Source organism: Listeria floridensis FSL S10-1187, assembly GCF_000525875.1.
GTDB classification, from domain to species: Bacteria; Bacillota; Bacilli; order Lactobacillales; family Listeriaceae; genus Listeria; species Listeria floridensis.
On record NZ_AODF01000007.1, the window covers coordinates 21951 to 39458 of the forward strand.

Here is a 17508-nt window from a genome sequence, read left to right on the forward strand (position 1 = left end):
GGTGATCCATGAAACGGTTTCTAGTCAGTTGTTTGTTGGTTTTTTGTTTTAGCATAATAGGAACTCAATCGGTGTGGGCTGAGGAGCCCGCCGAAATGATTGCCAAGAAGAAAGAAAATGTGGCAGGCATTGAACTTCATAGCAAGTATTTTCCATCGGAAAATTATCAAGCGATTACGGACACAAGTGACGAAGGATGGATTGATAGTAAATTGGTTGGGGCGATGAATGGCATTACAAATTTTTTCTTTTTCCTTACTAAAATTATTGCGGAAATTGTGGATACCTGTGTCGAGAAACTTTATTCTGTAAATGTCATTGAAAAAATATCTGATATGGTGTCGAAAATATCAGGGGTTCTATGGCGGAATTTGGAAGCGTCCTTCGGTGTTCTCTTTTTCTTAATTGCGGTTATTCAGATTTTCTTTATCTTTACAGCGAAAAGGAACTCAATGCAAGCTATGAAACGAGGCTTTATGTTGTTTTGTGTGATGGGAGTTTGCCTTATGTGGTTTTCGAATACAGGCTATTATTTGAAGACGTTGAATCACTTGAGTAGTGAAACGCAAGGCGTGATTATGAAGGCAGGTACCGAGTTTACAACAAGTTCAGGGGAAAAAGTGGAAGAAGGAAAAGAACTCGAGGGTTCTTTAGCGATTATGCGCAATTTCTATTTTGATCTGATTGTGAAACGTCCTTATTTGTTGATGAATTATGGGACGCCGAATCCTGATAAGATTGGGGAGAAACGCATTGATGAAATGTTAAGTTATAAAGTAACGACGAAAGAAGCGATAGAAAAAAAGAAAGAAGCGGTTAAAGAGGAGATTGATAGTAAAGATAATGCTTATATGTCTTCGGCTTATGCAACTTATCAAATGGCTATCGCCTTTCTATCCTTTTTATTCTCTATTGTATTAGGCATTCCACTCATTCTAATCGCCTTTATGAATGTGATTGTCGGTATTTTGGCAATGGTGATTGCCGTAATCGTACCGACTACAGCCATTCTTAGTTATTTACCAAGTTTTGCCAACTCTATTTGGAATACCCTTGGAAAGTTAATAGGCGTATTCTTGTTAAAGGCGCTGATTGGTTTATTGATTCTATTTATTTTCTTGATTGTCAATACGATGGATATTTTGCTTCCACCTACGAGCTTAGGTATGTATTTTGTTAACATTTTAGCGATAGCGGTCTCTATCATTTTGATGTTGAAATATCGGAATCAATTAATTAAATTTTTTACAGCTGGTCGCGTAGCAACGTTAGATGGGAATTATCCGGAACGCATTGGACGTGGAGCAGAGAATCTAACCGAACATACCCTAAGAAAAGTACGGTCGCGTTTGTCTAGTGAACAAGATCAAGCTCCGATTTTGAATGAGAATGACGGGGAAAATACAGGTAAAAGAGAACGAGAAGAACGTGAAACGCCTGAAAAAACAACTGATTTTTCTAATGCGACAGAAATGAGAAACACTGAATTTGATGGGGACAAGCAACCAAATGAGCGAATGGCACAAGATGGCAAACAGGAAGACACAACTGGGGAACAATCGGCTGTTGAAACAAGTTCGGATGAGGATTCTACGATAGGAAATCGAAAAGAGGAAGAAGAAACGAAGGTTAATTCAGTGGTACCAAATGAAGAAAGTGATCTTTCATCTTCTGAGGATGAAGAGGAAACAAATCGTGATCGAGCAGACTATGACACAGTTCCTCCTATGGAAACTAATATCGTTGAGCTCGACGATTATCGAAATGTCGAACGAATGCCACAAGATGCCTATGATGCAGATGCGTATTCCTTAGATAAACTAGAAAAAATCACGCCACCTGAATCCAACGCTGAATCTACTCGCATGCAGGAACAGGAAGAAAGAAACCATCATGACGGGGAGAGCGTATCCTCATCGCGTATGTCACAAATGCCTGCCCAACAACATTCTTATGACGAATCGAGTAAACCGGCTGTTCAAGAGCCAGTCAATCAAGAGACACCACCTTTTGTGGAGGATGAGGAGCAAGTAACGAAAAGGAGATGGGGGAATTGAAACATATAAGTTGGGTAAGCGCAAGCGGCTTGATACTGTTATTATTGATGATTCCCTTGTTTATGATGATGTTGAACCCAACTAATATGGAAGAGAACGCATTTCATACACAAGACAAGGAGGAGATAGGAACTATTATGGTTTCAAAGGAAGTCGAACGTTATCGTCCGTTGTTTGAAAAATACGCAAAAAAGTATGGAGTGGAAAAATTAGTAAATATTCTGATGGCCTTAACCATGCAAGAAAGTGGCGGACGTGTTCCAGATGTTATGCAAAGTTCGGAAAGTTTAGGACTTCCACCCAATACGATTACTGACCCTGAACAATCCATTGATGCAGGTGTTCGTCATTTTAAAGCCGTATATACGAGTGCAAAGAGTGATGTAGATTTAGCGTTACAGGCTTATAACTTTGGAGGGGGATTTATTACGTGGGTGCAAAATGGAAAGGGGGGGCAAGTATACGTTAAGTCTCGCGCAAGAATTTAGCTCAATGATGGCAGGGAAAATGGGTTGGGGACGATATGGTGATCCTGAATATGTCCCTCATGTTCGAAGATACTTGAAGCCTACCTCCAACTTTACAGGCGATTTCCAAAAAGTGATGGATGAAGCGTTGAAATATCAAGGGAATCCTTATTCTTGGGGAGGAAGCACCCCACAAACTGGGTTTGATTGTTCAGGCTTAACTCAGTGGACGTATAAACAATTGGGTATTTCTCTTCCGCGCACGGCGCAAGAACAGTTTTACGCATCTAAAAAAGTCTCTGTAGCCGAAGCAAAAGCGGGTGATCTAGTATTTTTTACAGGAACATATGCGGGGAAATACATTACCCATGTTGGTATTTATTTGGGAAATGGACGCATGTATAACTCCAATGATTCAGGGGTTAAGTATGACAATTTGACTGGATACTGGAAACAACATCTAGTAGGGTATGGTCGAGTGGCTGATTTTAAATAAAGGAGAGGGTGAAAAAATGTCTAGATTTTTAATCGGATTATTTTCTATTGTGTTAGGACTTTTGTTTCTCTATTCTGTAAGTCGAAATTTTTTCTATCATGAAAAAAATCAAGCGTTAATGAAGCAAGTTCAGACTCTTTCGCATGAAAATAAGGATTTAAAGCAGGTGAATTCAAATCAAGGTGGACGAGAAAACCAAGCTTTTCTCGAAGCCTTTTTCACGTATCGAAATGGAGAAGATCGTTACCGAGCGGTACACTCGTTACTAACCCAAAATGGATTGGCTGATGCTTTTCCGTCTGGAGATATGAAACAATCTAAGGTTCAATCTACCCTTCTAAAAGCCGATAGTTTTTACTTGAAAGGGGAAGGGGATGTTTCGTATTTAAATGTATTGAAATTGGAAACAACTTTTAACGATCAAAGAAATGAATACCATATGATTGTTCAAACCACATTGAATGCAGATCGCAAAATAGCGCACATTCAAGTAATCACAACGTATTAGGATGAAGCATGGTATAATAATTGAGTCAGAGAAAAGGCTCAATTACATAATAAAAATGAGGTGAAGAAAAATGAAAAAAAAGGGGTTGGTTTTGGTTGGTATTCTTTTAGCGTTTGTGTTGACTGCTTGCGATGGTTCCAAGTATGATGAACAAATTGACAGTGTTGTGAAGTATGAAGATAAGCTATTATCAGATGTAAATGAACAAGAAAGAAACTTAAAAAGGGAGGAATGTAATTTTAAAGTTTTTAAAAACGGACAGTATGTTTTTATTGAATATCCAGGGCGTAATGAAAGTAAAAAGTTGCGTAACAAGCTATTTAAAATAGAGTCTAAAAATGGAATTTTTTCTGTTCCTGATTACAAAGCAGATGACTGGGAAGCTGATTATACCGAAACAAATGTAAAATAATTTTTTTGGATTCGCTATATGTGTTCTGGTGTTTGCGAACGGGTAGAGTGATTAATAACTACGGCTCTCAGTAAAACAGGTTTATCAGGAGGGAAATAAGAACTAGTAGCAAAAAAAGATGTCTTACTTTTATACAAGTGAGGCATTTTTTTATTTTTCGATGTCAGAGTTTTATGTTAAAATAAGGGTGTAGAGTAAAACTTTCAGTTAAAGACGTTTAATTTGAGGTTTTTGTACTCTTAAAGATTTAGTAGCAGTAAAACAGTTCGAGTTACATTTTCCCGGAAAATTGAGTTTTTGTACTCTTAAAGATTTAGTAGCAGTAAAACTTCATGAACGTCGGGGCTCCCTCCGACGTTGTTTTTGTACTCTTAAAGATTTAGTAGCAGTAAAACATTATTAACGAATACTCAAAAACGCATGAGGTTTTTGTACTCTTAAAGATTTAGTAGCAGTAAAACATTATTAACGAATACTCAAAAACGCATGAGGTTTTTGTACTCTTAAAGATTTAGTAGCAGTAAAACAACAAACCATTTTTTAGAATTTCTAGCATGGTTTTTGTACTCTTAAAGATTTAGTAGCAGTAAAACTTTTCTTCCTCAAATACAAACACAGTTCTTGGTTTTTGTACTCTTAAAGATTTAGTAGCAGTAAAACATCATTCTTACCTTTTATTCGCAACTCATCGTTTTTGTACTCTTAAAGATTTAGTAGCAGTAAAACACCGCCAAAGAAACAATTATGCTTCTCAGAGTTTTTGTACTCTTAAAGATTTAGTAGCAGTAAAACTGTTGGAAATAACTGACCTCTATGCAGTTTGTTTTTGTACTCTTAAAGATTTAGTAGCAGTAAAACAAGCGAGTGCGTATCCAGAAGCTGATCAAGGTTTTTGTACTCTTAAAGATTTAGTAGCAGTAAAACCATTCGTAATAATATAATGCCTAGCAATTGGTTTTTGTACTCTTAAAGATTTAGTAGCAGTAAAACCCATTGGAACATGAAATGTCTGTGCATGAAGTTTTTGTACTCTTGAAGATTTAGTAGCAGTAAAACATTTTGCCAGAAACGGATGCGTTGAGAGGCGTTTTTGTACTCTTAAAGATTTAGTAACGGATTATGAGTTGACCTTGTCCAAATGGATGGGGTTATTTTTATGCCATTTTTGTATCGTTACTAGACGATTTCATCAAATAGTCACATTTCTATTCCATATTGTATGTTACACTGTAAAAGTAGAAATAGAATACAACGAAGAGGTGAGTGTACAGCGTGAAAGATGTTGAGTACAAGGAAGATGATTTTGACCGTGCGCATGAGAGTATTGGGAACTTAATCGGGAAAGGCGTTTGGGGAAAAGGGGCAATTGATGAGCTAAAGAAAGCCTCAGAGAACTTGGACGATGTCGAGGAAATGATTCGCGATTTGGATTGTGATGGAGCGATTTCATTCCGTCATACGAGTTCAGAAAAAGACCTTCAATCCCTGTTTGAAGATTTTGAAGTCTTGCACCAGTTTTCAGGACAAGTGGATGAACTCATTCATACGAAAATTGATCGACCATTCTTTGAAGACTTGGATAAGTTTGTGGAAGGAATGCGGAATTTGGATGCGTCCAAATTTACGACCACGAATCGGATTGGAGCAACGAAAACAGAGACCGTTTTTGTGAATAGCTATACGCAGGAACAGCGAGAAGTACCCAAAACAGAAGTCACGATGGATGATTTGTTTAGCGGGAGTACTGTCTATGCGGACAAATTGAAAAACCAGTTTCAGGAATGGAAAAAGTTGAATCCGGAAGAGACGGTTTCAGAGAACGATTTTCGGGCGGCGATGCTGAACACGCGAGCGTTTGCCTATACGTCGATCAAAGACGAACAGCAGAAGGAAGAGTTTTGGGTGAATGTTATTGTGACAGTGGGCATCGTTGGAGTGACGATTTTTTGTCCACCTGCCGGACTGGCAATCGGGGCGGCATATGGTAGTTTGGAGCTTGGTACAGCGATTTCAGGAAAAGATTGGGTAAGCGGCAGAGAGCTTGAGACTTCCGAACGGGCGATGAGAGGGGCATTATCTGTCGCGGATATGCTTCCAGCAGTGAAGGCTTTTTCTACCGGAATCAAGGGGCTTCCAACAGGTTCAGCGCTGGAACGACTGATGCGTCCGCCATTGAAAAATGTGAACGATCTTGTTGTGCAAGGGAACAAAATGGCGCTTACGCGAATAAGAGGACTAAAAGCGGCTTTAAAAGAACCGGTACATACAGGCACAACAGCGGTTAAGAAACAACTGAACCATCTAGGTGATAGTTTGAATCTTCCACCGCGTGGACAACTCGCGGCGCCGGGTGTTGGAGCTGTTCCGGTAAAAGGAAATAGTCAAAAGGCGCTGAAGAAAGTCATGCAGGAATTTGACTTAAATCTTGGCGGGGGTAAGCGAACAGGTGATATAATTGAGGAAAGCACGAAAGTGTTTAAGACTGAAAAAGTGACGCTTGAAAATGGAGAGGTAGCCTATAAATCATCTCGTGGTGAGTTGGTCAGGTCTCCAGATTATTTAGATGAAGTGGGAGAAATAAAATGGCCGCCGAAAGGCACCGATGGTTTTGTGTGTGACAGTTCTGGCAAACCCATTATGACAGATGCAAACTTGAAGGCGGGTCAGATTGTTGATCGATATGGCGATTCAATGGGTAGATTTACGAGTCCAGTAGAAAATGGCAAGATATTGGCGTACGATACAAGAGGATTGCCTTATCCAGAAAGTATAAAAGCTTATCACCAGTATGAAATACTATCAGACATTACAAAAGATAACATAAGAGACGCATACATTAATTCTGCAGAGGGAGTAAAGAAACAAATAGATGGGATAATGGATAAATTTGGGCTTGATTTTGATAAGCTAGCCAGTGTTCAAAAAGGAAAAGTTGCAGAAGTGTTTGGTGTTGGTGGAGGAGAGCAAATTAAGTTTGTTACTAGTGTAAAATATTATGAAATACTAGGATTAATAAGGGAGGTTAAATAAAATGATGACTCAGCAGATAGAGGAGTTTAGCAAGATAATTAAACAAGAGATAAATAAGAAGAACTATCAAACACTGAGATATGTGCTATTTGATGAAAACAGTAAAACACCATTCGCTGTACATCTTTACTTAAAAGATGATAAATTTATGGTGGATTCACGAGATGAGCGAGGTTATATTATTGGAGCAACTTTCGAGTTTTTAACTTTTGATGAGGCTAAAAGCAAGTTTTTTCACATACTAGATTTGACTGTTGAAATAAATAGAGGGGATTTAAAACTGGGATATGCCTCAGATTATTCTTCTCCTCTTTGGGATGATACAAAGATTAATTAATATAAAACGGCATTAGCTCAGGCTTTTGCCGTTTATTTTTGTGAGGACGTCATTCCCACACATTTATTCCGATAAACAATAACTATCCCATTTTAGATAGGTTTTTTTATGCCTATTTACCTATTGATTGACAGAACGTTTGTTCGTATAATAAATTTATTCGATTAGAGGTGATAAAATGAATTGGCTACACACAAATGCGTTATTTGATAGTGTTACAAACGCAGATAAGTTTATTCATGATTTCCATAAAATAGTAGTGTCAGATGTGCCGTTGTGGGCGGTTCAGAAAGATTTGTTATATTTAATGGAAATGAATGAGACCAAGTCTTTTCGAATTCCAAGCACGCGCACAAGAGATAGGTGCGACCATATTTTTCGATTTGAAAAGACAAGTGAGCCATCAAATGATAGAAACATCAATGTTTATACATATAAAGATTATGTGTAGGAGGAAGTCGTGTGTATAATTTGTTTGATGATCCCAGTTATATAGATCGCCAAGAATATATTTTTATGTTGTTGATTGCGATCGATCGCAAAAGAACTGTTGAAATTCATGTGCGGCAGAATGAAAGGTTACTTAAATATAAAAAACTGGCACCCGTTTACTTAAATGTAACGACAGGTATTGTCCAGTTACAACATTTTAATGAGTATATCGAAACATTTTCGATTGATGAGATTGTTTTTTTAAAATAAGCTTAGGCTTATTTTAGAACTGGAGATTGTCCACAAAATGATCAAAATAAAAAAATCTAAAAGCAATGGAAATGATAGAAAGTACGAAATAACCCATAGTGTATATTTTCCTGCTATTCTAATTTCGTTTTTGGTTTCCACAAAGTATCCATTTTTTTTGTGTTTCTTATACTGATAAGTGTATTTAGGTAAGTGTTTATGCTATTTTGTGTTTTTAAGACATTAGAACAATCCATACTTACACTTCTCAAAATCCAGTGCCCGTTAAGGGCGTGCCGGTTCGACCCCGGCCGCCGGTATCATCAGAGCACCAACTGTTTTAACGATTTGATTCGTTAGGAAGGTTGGTGTTTTTTATGCGTAAAAACAGAGTTGACTATTATTTTGACTATCATATCAAAATAATTCAATAAATCTTATGTCAGATAAAAAGTAAGAAAATTATTTATCTTACTCGAAAAAAGAAATAAAATTAGTTATTTTAATCGTTAATTACAAAAAACGAGTATTTTATTACATTTTTAGTCATTGTAGTGAATTTTATGGTATTGTTAAAAAGTAAATAGATGTTGATAATTTAAGATGGAAACAGGAAGGGGGAGTAGCAGGGTAAGTTGAGCATGTGATTTCATGTGAAAAAAATAAACAATTTTAATCTCTTTTATCAATATAGATTTACATATAAATATAGAAAAGAGATGATACTAGAATGAAAATAAAACTGCCAATTAAAATTATGATTGCGACTTTGCTATTATGTCAGGCTCCTTTAGTTGTGAACGCGAAAAGTATAGAGCCGCCAACAAAGGACGCCTTCTCAAAGGCGATTGTAGGAAGTAATGAAACAGCTCCGATATATGATGGCAACAAACTAAGAATCAAATCTAACGGAAGCGAACAAGAAGAGAGCACAATAATGTTCAAAGAAGATTTTGAAAGCGGCAATACAGATAATTGGCACAGTAGAGGAATGGGTACTAGTGAGGTTGTTGCTGATGCAAGCAGCGGATCAAAGGTGCTTAAACTGTCAGGTGAAGTAGAGTTAGAAACGATTAAAAATTTGTTAGTAGGCAAAGATATCAGTGCTTTATATCGTTTTAGCTTTGATACAAAATATGATAGCCAATTCTCTAATTTTGCAGGCGGTTATAGATCTGATTTCGATATTGGTGCTCAATTCATCCCAATGACGAACTCTTTAGAGTGGCATCATAATTCATTCGTATTTTCAGTTGGTACGGAAACTCAGACGCCAGATTTCCATAGTATTCTAACAAATAATGCTGGAACCACGTACATAGATAATATTGTTTTAGAGAAAATAACGCCAACTTCGTTTACTGACTTCAGCAAGGGGAAACTTGATGGCTGGAAAGTAAATGAAGATGCAACCTACTCGTTTCAAGAAACGCTCAAAGGTAAGGTTTTAAACATAAAAAATTCGAAATCGTATCCGGTTTTCCCAAGTTCACTTTACTATGTCTTATCTAGGAAGGAACTTTTTCAAGCAGCAACAGAGTCATCTATGGAAGGTGTAGCAATGTTAGCGAAAGTGGCAACAAGTGCACGAGGTGAAGCTGAAAATACACTTATAAACGGTTTTGGAACGACCATGTACGGATCTAATTTCTATACCAATGGATTGGATGATTATGATTGGTTTAGAACTCTTCCTTTTAATGGTAATCGAGAATATGAAACGGGGGAATTCAACTATGGTCTATTAGGCACATCAAATGTCAATGTACTTAGTAAGCCAGAATTAAATGTAAAAGATATTGCAGTTTACAAAGGTATTGTAATGGAAACTAACTAAATGACAAGGAAAAAAGCAGCGTAATATTGATTACGCTGCTTTTTGGATTCAATGAGAATAGTTGCTTTGGATGTTGTTTATGAAGGATTGGTAATTTTCACGATTGTGTAAGGTATCGAAAGTGCATAGAATAGCAAGTTCGCTGTTGGATGCGATTGAGGCGTTACGGAAGCTGAACTTGGCAGTTTCGTTAAATACAAGTAGACTGTCGCCTTTTTTTAATACCAGTTCGTCACTTAGATAGTCATTTTCTGGTTCAATTTGGATTTCAATTAAATCTGAGATAACATGGATGAGTTGGAAAGAATAAGGCTCGATTAGAAAATTCTTGGTCTGATTATGATGTAGAATTTCGATGCTTGCCTCCAAACCGCTACGGTAAATAAAATTGAAATCTTCACCTGATCCTAGACTTTTCGTCTTAGCGCTGCCGTTAAAATGGTCAAGTTTGAACGGAGACATTTTAACGGTTCGCTCGGTGGTTCCTTCAAAGTGATGCAGGGTGACGTTGCCATGTAAGCTGATTAAATCGCGCGTATAGCCAGGTAAATCTGTGAACCGTGATTCCTTCTGGTAAAGTTTGGTGCGCGAAATGCGAAGATCAAAATCTTTGTTTTGAAAGGAACGGTCATGCGGAAAAATTAATATTTCTATGGAATCACCGCCGCTCCATTCGATAGTTTTGTAATTTTTTTGATCTAATACGGTATACAAACGTCTTTCCCCCTAATTGAGTGATGATATGTTTAATGATACACAAAATAAGACTTATTGACAACTTTATAAATATGTGAAGAATTTATATTGACAAATGCTTCACAATTAGATATAGTGAATGCGTAATGAAAGCGGTTTCTTGAAATGAAAGAATTCCTTTATCTTGGTAAAGGATGAAAAGGTTTTTAGGTACAATTGATTTGAGTGAAGGAAGAACTGAGGCTATAGAGTCTTGGAATTACAAGGTTTTTAAAAAAAAGAAAAGCGCTTTATTATGCTGGATTAGTTTTCTTGTTCTATGAAAAGAAAGGGGATGTGGTTTTCATTTGAGTGAAATAAAGGACGGGGAAACTAGAAATATGAGTGAAGGGAATGGATGGAGCACATGGTTAAGAATGAGCAAATAGCAAACGCAATGACGATCAAGCTGGATGATGTTTTGCCGAATAAGCTTCATTTGTTGAAGGGATTAGACGCGCACCAGATCGAGGTTTTCGGTTGACTAGGGAACAGACGGAAATTGCACTTAAAAATGCTTTACGCTATGTTCCTGAAAAATTTCACGAACAGGTTATCCCAGAATTTTTAGAAGAACTCACAACAAGAGGACGGATTTACGCTTATAGATGGCGTCCTGAAGGCAGAATGCACGGAAAAGCGATTGAGGAATATCAAGGGAATTGTACAGCTGCTAAAGCAATGCAAGTGATGATTGATAATAATCTTGATTTTGACGTTGCACTTTATCCGTATGAGCTGGTTACATATGGTGAAACGGGGCAGGTTTGCCAAAATTGGCTACAATATCGTCTGATTAAGAAATATCTGGAAGTGATGACAGATGAGCAGACTTTAGTCGTTGAATCTGGGCACCCGGTCGGGTTGTTTCGGTCGAAAAAGGATGCGCCGCGTGTCATTATTACAAACGGATTATTGATTGGCGAATATGACAACTTGGATGATTGGGAAGTAGCGGAAGAAATGGGCGTAACAAACTATGGTCAAATGACAGCAGGCGGTTGGATGTATATTGGGCCACAAGGGATTGTTCATGGGACTTTTAATACGCTTCTAAATGCAGGTCGCTTAAAGCTCGGTGTTAAGGATGATGGAGATTTGTCCGGTAAGCTTTTTATTTCATCTGGCTTGGTGGAATGAGCGGCGCGCAAGGGAAAGCAGCGGAGATAGCTCATGCGGTGGCGATTGTCGCCGAGGTTGATAAATCTAGGATTGATACACGGATGGAGCAAGGTTGGATTAAGAAATGTGCGGAAACGCCAGAAGAATCCATTCGGCTCGCTAAGGAATCGATGGAGCGGAAAGAAGCCATGTCAATTGCCTATCACGGAAATATTGTTGATTTATTAGAATATGCTTCGGCGGAAAGAATCCACATTGATTTGTTGTCGGATCAGACTTCTTGTCATAACGTTTATAACGGCGGTTATTGTCCGGTTGGAATCACATTTGAGGAAAGAACGCGGCTTTTGCAGGAAGACCAAACGAAGTTTCGCAAGCTTGTCGATGAAACGCTTGTCAGACATTTTAACGCGATTAAAGGCTTGGTAGCTGAAGGGACATATTTCTTCGATTACGGAAATGCGTTTATGAAGTCGGTGTTTGACGCAGGTGTGACGGAAATCTCGAAAAATGGACGGGATGATAAGGATGGTTTTATTTGGCCGTCTTATGTGGAAGATATTATGGGACCAATGCTGTTTGATTATGGATATGGACCGTTTCGTTGGGTTTGTTTGAGCGGGAAACATGAAGATTTGAAGGCGACGGACCGGGCCGCAATGGAAGCGATTGATCCGGAAAGACGCTATCAAGATCGAGATAATTACAACTGGATTCGCGATGCGGAAAAGAATCAGCTAGTTGTTGGGACGGAAGCGCGAATTTTGTATCAAGATGCGCAAGGTCGAATTGACATCGCGCTGAAATTTAATCAATTGGTTCGTGAAGGTAAAATTGGGCCGGTGATGATTGGACGCGACCATCATGATGTGTCTGGAACGGATTCGCCATTCCGTGAAACATCCAACATTAAAGACGGAAGCAATGTGACGGCAGATATGGCAGTGCAGTGCTATGCGGGGAACGCAGCGCGAGGCATGAGTTTGATTGCCCTGCATAACGGCGGCGGAACAGGTATTGGGAAGGCCATTAACGGCGGTTTCGGGCTTGTACTGGATGGAAGCGAGCTTGTGGATGATATTATTCGATCTGCGATTTCTTGGGATGTAATGGGTGGCGTGGCACGCCGCAACTGGGCGAGAAATGAACATTCAATGGAAACGTCGATTGCATTCAATAAAGAAAAGAACGGCTCTGATCATATCACGATTCCATATTTGACGGATGATGAAGCGGTGAAAAGAGCAGTCGAAAAATACGTGAAATGAAAGGCGGAAGAGAATGCACGCAGATAAGGTTTTAATTCATTTAAATCAGATTTTTTGTCCGAATGACAAAGGGCGTGCTTTACGCGGCAAGGAAATGGGTGAAGCTCGTTTAATGGAGCAAGGCTACATTGCGATACAAGAAGGTAAAATTTTGGCGGTTGGCGAGGGAACTCCTCCAGATTCTATTATCGGTGAAAAGACAAAGCTGATTGACTGCACGGGGAAGACGGCGACGCCGGGACTAATCGACTCGCACACACACTTGGTTTACGGGGGAACGCGCGAAAATGAATTTGCAAAAAAACTAAACGGTGTCGCTTATTTGGATATTTTGAAAGAAGGCGGCGGAATTTTAAGTACTGTGCGAGCCACGCGAGCTGCTACGTTTCAAGAGCTGTATGATAAAACGGCTAAGCTGATTGAACAGATGCTTGTACACGGGGTAACAACAGTGGAAGCGAAAAGCGGTTACGGCCTCAACTGGGAGACGGAAGAAAAGCAGCTTAAGGTGGCGAAAGAAATTGAACACCACTTGCCGGTTGATGTGATCTCAACTTTTATGGCGGCGCATGCAATTCCGGAAGAATATCGTACGAATCCAGACGGTTTTATTGATCTAATCATCACAGAAATGCTACCGAAAGTGAAGGAACAAAAGCTAGCTGAGTTTTGCGATATTTTTTGCGAGGCAGGAGTTTTTACGGCAGAACAATCACGTAAACTTTTACAGGCAGCCGCTCTTCAAGGGTTTAAACTCCGAATTCATGCTGATGAAATTGAGTCCATTGGCGGTACTGATGTAGCTGCTGAGCTTGGAGCTGTAAGTGCTGAACATTTGATGGTTATAACGGATGAGGGAATCGAGAAACTCAGCCGTGCAAATGTGATCGGAAACTTGCTTCCGGCGACAACATTCAGCTTGATGGAGGATACGTATGCACCAGCGCGAAAAATGCTTGATCATGATATGGCCATTGCCCTTTCGACCGACAGTAATCCAGGGAGCTGTCCAACTGCCAATATTCAATTTATCATGCAGCTTGGCTGTTTTGCTGACAAGCTGACGCCGATCGAAGTTTTGAATGCGGTTACAATTAATGCGGCTTATGTGGTCGATCGCGCGGATTCGATTGGAAGTTTTGATAAGGGGAAAAAAGCGGATATTACATTGTTTGATGCGCCGAATATTGATTATCCGCTTTATTTCTTTGCAACAAATCTCGTTACAGATGTTTATAAAAATGGCGAATTAGTTGTAAAAAACCGCCAAGTCATTCAATAACTTTGAAAAAGGAGAGCAAAAAAACATGGCAAAATTAGTGGAATGTATCCCCAATTTTAGTGAAGGACAAAATCAAGAAACGATTGATGGGCTAGTTAAAATTGCAACGAGTATTCCGGGTGTTTCTTTACTTGATCATTCATCTGATCCAAATCACAATCGCAGTGTTTTTACGCTTGTTGGAGATGAAAATGGCATTCAGGAAGCAGCCTTTCAGCTGATCAAATTTGCAAGTGAGAACATAGACCTGACTAAGCATCACGGTGAGCATCCCCGTATGGGGGCTACGGATGTTGTTCCATTTGTACCCGTAAAAGATGTAACAATGGAAGAGTGTATCGAAATCTCAAAAAAAAGTCGCGCAGCGGATAAATAGCGAACTGGATATTCCGATTTTCTTGTATGAAGAATCAGCGGCAACGCCAGAACGACAAAACTTAGCGAAGGTTCGTAAAGGGCAATTTGAAGGAATGACAGACAAGCTAAAGGAGCCTGAATGGGCGCCTGATTACGGGGAACGCAAGGTTCATCCGACAGCAGGGGTTACGGCTGTTGGAGCGCGGATGCCACTTGTTGCCTTTAATGTGAATTTGGATACGGATAATGTCGAGGTCGCTAAAAAAATTGCAAAAGTTGTACGGGGTTCAAGCGGAGGGTTCAAATATTGTAAGGGAATCGGTCTTTTGCTTGAGGACAGAAATATTGCCCAAGTTTCTATGAACATGGTCAATTACGAAGGCACCCCATTATATCGTGTGTTTGAGACGATTCGCTTTGAAGCAAAACGCTATGGTGTCGGAATTATTGGAAGTGAGGTTATTGGTTTAACCCCAGCCAAGGCATTGATTGATTGTGCAGAATATTACTTGCAAATTGAAGAATTTGACGAGAAAAAACAAATTTTAGAAAATCACTTACTAGGTTAGGGGAGAAGAAAATGAAACTTGTAGATATGAAGATTACGGATTTTGTGAATGTTTTAGGGTCAGATGCTCCGGCTCCAGGCGGCGGCTCGGCTTCTGCGCTTGCGGCAAGTGTTGGATCGGCTCTTACCATGATGGTAGCTGAACTTACGGTCGGCAAGAAAAAATATGCGGAGTATGACGATGTGATGAAACAAGTATTGATTGATGCAAAAAAAAGTAAATGTAGAACTGCTTAAAGCAATCGACAAAGATACGGAAGCATTTAATCAAGTATCTGCGGTATTTTCAATGCCGAAAGAGACGGATGCGGATAAAGAAGCACGGAAAACTGCTATGCAAAAAGCATTGAAACAAGCAGCTGAGGCTCCATATGAAATTATGGTGCTTGCAAGTGAAGCAATTGGAATTACGGAAAAAGCAGTTGGAAAGTCGAATGTCAATGCCGCAAGTGATCTTGGTGTCGCGGCACTTAATTTGAAATCAGGCTTGCAAGGCGCTTGGCTAAATGTCTTAATTAATCTTTCGGGAATCAAAGATGAAGCCTATGTAGAAAAATATAAGAACGATGGTGAGAAGTTACTTGCGGATAGTTGCGACAAGGCAGACCAAATTTATCAAGCGATTTTAAAAAATTGTTTAAAAAAGGAGTTTTGCAGCAATGGTACTTTCAGATATCGAAATTGCCCATAAAAGTAAGATGAAGCCAATTAGAGATGTAGCGCGTGAAGCTGGTATCGACGAATCAGAACTTGAACTCTATGGGAACTACAAGGCCAAGGTAGCTGTAAATGATTTAGAAGGTAGCAAAGCAAAATTAATTTTGGTGACAGCTATCACACCCACTCCTGCTGGTGAAGGGAAAACAACAACGACGGTTGGTCTTGGTGATGGACTTAGAAAAATTGGTAAAAAAGCCATTTGTGCGTTGCGTGAGCCTTCACTTGGACCTGTATTCGGCGTAAAAGGCGGCGCTGCTGGCGGCGGTTATGCGCAGGTTGTACCGATGGAAGATATTAATTTGCATTTCACGGGTGATTTTCATGCGATTGGAGCAGCAAATAATTTGCTCGCTGCGTTAATCGACAATCATATTCAACAAGGTAATCAGCTCGGGATTGATAATCGGCGGATTACGTGGAAACGTGTGGTTGATATGAATGATCGCCAGCTGCGCCATATCGTGAACGGACTCGGTGGGAAAATGCAAGGTGTACCGCGCGAAGACGGTTTTGATATTACGGTAGCTTCTGAAGTGATGGCAATTCTTTGTTTGGCCAATGATATTCATGATCTGAAGGAAAAATTGAAGAAAATCATTGTCGGATACACACGGGATAATGAACCGGTTACAGCCGGAGAATTAAAGGCAGACGGGGCGATGGCAGCGCTACTTAAAGATGCGATCAAACCGAATCTTGTGCAAACTTTGGAACATACGCCGGCTTTTATTCACGGCGGTCCATTTGCAAATATTGCGCATGGCTGTAATAGTGTTTTGGCGACGAAAGCTGCGATGAAGTATGCAGACTATGTGGTGACGGAAGCTGGATTTGGGGCTGATCTTGGTGCAGAAAAATTTATTGATATTAAATGCCGTAAATCAGGATTGAAACCTGATGCAGCTGTTCTTGTTGCGACTGTGCGAGCACTTAAGATGCACGGCGGTGTTGAGAAGAAAGATCTCGGCAGCGAAAATGTAGAGGCAGTCATAAAAGGGATGCCGAATCTTGAAAAACATCTTGAGAATATTCAGGACGTTTATGGGCTTCCGGCAGTTGTAGCAATCAATAAGTTTCCGACAGATACAGATGCTGAACTGCAGGCGGTTGAAGAGGCTTGTAAGAAGCATGGTGCGAATGTTGTTTTATCTGATGTTTGGGCACATGGCGGTGATGGCGGGGTTGAACTTGCTGAGGAAGTTGTTCGCCTAGCAAATGAACCAAACCACTTCCGGTTTGTTTATGAAGAATCCGATTCTTTAGAAGAAAAATTGACTAAAATTGTGACAAAAGTATATGGCGGAACTGGAATTGAACTTGCTCCTGCTGCCAAAAAAGAGCTGCGTCATATTGAAGACATGGGCTACGGACATCTTCCAATTTGCATGGCAAAAACGCAGTATTCGTTTTCAGATGATGCCAAGAAAATCGGACGTCCGGAAGGGTTTACGATTACGATTAAAGAAGTAAAAATTTCAGCAGGTGCCGGATTTGTTGTCGCACTTACAGGAGCGATCATGACTATGCCTGGTTTGCCAAAGGTTCCAGCAGCAGAGCATATTCAAGTAGATGATCATGGTGTTATTTCTGGACTATTCTAAGCCAAATGAGTAAAACATAGGAGAGAGGAG

The 17508-nt window shown here is 39.6% G+C and carries 18 protein-coding genes, 1 pseudogene and 1 CRISPR repeat array; of the genes and pseudogenes, 18 read left to right on the plus strand and 1 reads right to left on the minus strand.

Annotated features, from left to right (window positions below; translation table 11 throughout):
* Positions 1 to 8 precede the first annotated feature (8 nt).
* The 10 genes from MFLO_RS03895 (at position 9) to MFLO_RS03940 (ending at position 9825) form a co-directional block, all read left to right on the plus strand.
* Entirely contained in the window at positions 9 to 2057 is a 2049-nt protein-coding gene (locus tag MFLO_RS03895) for a CD3337/EF1877 family mobilome membrane protein (RefSeq protein WP_420912513.1), read from the plus strand.
* Positions 2054 to 2545: a lysozyme family protein gene (locus MFLO_RS17165; protein ID WP_420912514.1), complete on the plus strand. Its 492-nt coding sequence runs from the start codon at positions 2054 to 2056 to the stop codon at positions 2543 to 2545. The genes MFLO_RS03895 and MFLO_RS17165 overlap by 4 nt, the downstream gene beginning before the upstream one ends.
* Positions 2499 to 3020 (plus strand): C40 family peptidase, encoded by a 522-nt coding sequence (locus tag MFLO_RS17170; protein ID WP_420912515.1) that lies wholly within the window; start codon positions 2499 to 2501, stop codon positions 3018 to 3020. The genes MFLO_RS17165 and MFLO_RS17170 overlap by 47 nt, the downstream gene beginning before the upstream one ends.
* 16 nt (positions 3021 to 3036) lie before the next feature.
* Positions 3037 to 3528 carry a hypothetical protein gene (locus MFLO_RS03905; RefSeq protein WP_036096529.1) on the plus strand — a complete coding sequence of 164 codons (492 nt, stop codon included), beginning with the start codon at positions 3037 to 3039 and terminating at the stop codon, positions 3526 to 3528.
* A gap of 70 nt (positions 3529 to 3598) precedes the next feature.
* Positions 3599 to 3940 carry a cystatin-like fold lipoprotein gene (locus MFLO_RS03910; RefSeq protein ID WP_036096531.1) on the plus strand — a complete coding sequence of 114 codons (342 nt, stop codon included), beginning with the start codon at positions 3599 to 3601 and terminating at the stop codon, positions 3938 to 3940.
* A 227-nt stretch (positions 3941 to 4167) separates the two neighbouring features.
* Positions 4168 to 5062: a CRISPR direct-repeat array (repeat unit 36 nt; unit sequence GTTTTTGTACTCTTAAAGATTTAGTAGCAGTAAAAC).
* 150 nt (positions 5063 to 5212) lie between these two features.
* On the plus strand, positions 5213 to 6970 hold the full coding sequence (locus MFLO_RS15875) for a glycohydrolase toxin TNT-related protein (RefSeq protein ID WP_149022962.1): 1758 nt from the start codon (positions 5213 to 5215) through the stop codon (positions 6968 to 6970).
* 1 nt (position 6971) lies between these two features.
* The gene (locus MFLO_RS03925; RefSeq protein WP_036096532.1) at positions 6972 to 7307 is read left to right on the plus strand and encodes an Imm59 family immunity protein; all 336 of its coding nucleotides are present in this window, start codon (positions 6972 to 6974) and stop codon (positions 7305 to 7307) included.
* Between the two features lie 178 nt (positions 7308 to 7485).
* The gene (locus tag MFLO_RS17175; protein WP_036096534.1) at positions 7486 to 7758 is read left to right on the plus strand and encodes a DUF5960 family protein; all 273 of its coding nucleotides are present in this window, start codon (positions 7486 to 7488) and stop codon (positions 7756 to 7758) included.
* An 11-nt stretch (positions 7759 to 7769) separates the two neighbouring features.
* Complete coding sequence (locus MFLO_RS03935; RefSeq protein WP_036096535.1) at positions 7770 to 8009, plus strand: hypothetical protein; 240 nt, start codon at positions 7770 to 7772, stop codon at positions 8007 to 8009.
* Positions 8010 to 8718: 709 nt separating this feature from the next.
* Entirely contained in the window at positions 8719 to 9825 is a 1107-nt protein-coding gene (locus MFLO_RS03940) for a carbohydrate binding domain-containing protein (protein ID WP_036096537.1), read from the plus strand.
* 48 nt (positions 9826 to 9873) lie between these two features.
* Here MFLO_RS03940 and MFLO_RS14545 read toward each other — a convergent pair whose 3' ends face one another.
* Positions 9874 to 10539, minus strand: a complete 666-nt coding sequence (locus tag MFLO_RS14545; RefSeq protein ID WP_051993502.1) for a HutD family protein — start codon at positions 10537 to 10539, stop codon at positions 9874 to 9876.
* A gap of 379 nt (positions 10540 to 10918) precedes the next feature.
* On the opposite strand from MFLO_RS14545, the gene MFLO_RS16740 reads away from it, so the two are divergent.
* From MFLO_RS16740 to MFLO_RS03970, 8 genes and pseudogenes are all read left to right on the plus strand, one after another.
* The gene (locus MFLO_RS16740; protein ID WP_277619758.1) at positions 10919 to 11044 is read left to right on the plus strand and encodes a hypothetical protein; all 126 of its coding nucleotides are present in this window, start codon (positions 10919 to 10921) and stop codon (positions 11042 to 11044) included.
* Between the two features lie 206 nt (positions 11045 to 11250).
* A pseudogene (locus MFLO_RS16950) lies at positions 11251 to 12947 on the plus strand (hypothetical protein); the annotation flags it as partial.
* 16 nt (positions 12948 to 12963) lie between these two features.
* Complete coding sequence (gene hutI / locus MFLO_RS03955) at positions 12964 to 14232, plus strand: imidazolonepropionase (protein WP_036096539.1); 1269 nt, start codon at positions 12964 to 12966, stop codon at positions 14230 to 14232.
* A 25-nt stretch (positions 14233 to 14257) separates the two neighbouring features.
* Complete coding sequence (locus tag MFLO_RS16745) at positions 14258 to 14608, plus strand: hypothetical protein (RefSeq protein WP_277619759.1); 351 nt, start codon at positions 14258 to 14260, stop codon at positions 14606 to 14608.
* A gap of 22 nt (positions 14609 to 14630) precedes the next feature.
* Positions 14631 to 15158, plus strand: coding sequence for a glutamate formimidoyltransferase (ftcD, locus tag MFLO_RS16750; RefSeq protein WP_277619760.1), 528 nt, complete (start codon positions 14631 to 14633; stop codon positions 15156 to 15158).
* A gap of 11 nt (positions 15159 to 15169) precedes the next feature.
* Positions 15170 to 15394, plus strand: a complete 225-nt coding sequence (locus MFLO_RS15945) for a cyclodeaminase/cyclohydrolase family protein (protein WP_206538305.1) — start codon at positions 15170 to 15172, stop codon at positions 15392 to 15394.
* On the plus strand, positions 15363 to 15848 hold the full coding sequence (locus MFLO_RS03965; RefSeq protein WP_206538306.1) for a cyclodeaminase/cyclohydrolase family protein: 486 nt from the start codon (positions 15363 to 15365) through the stop codon (positions 15846 to 15848). Before MFLO_RS15945 ends, MFLO_RS03965 begins: the two co-directional genes overlap by 32 nt.
* Positions 15817 to 17478: a formate--tetrahydrofolate ligase gene (locus MFLO_RS03970; RefSeq protein WP_036096541.1), complete on the plus strand. Its 1662-nt coding sequence runs from the start codon at positions 15817 to 15819 to the stop codon at positions 17476 to 17478. Before MFLO_RS03965 ends, MFLO_RS03970 begins: the two co-directional genes overlap by 32 nt.
* Positions 17479 to 17508 lie beyond the last annotated feature (30 nt).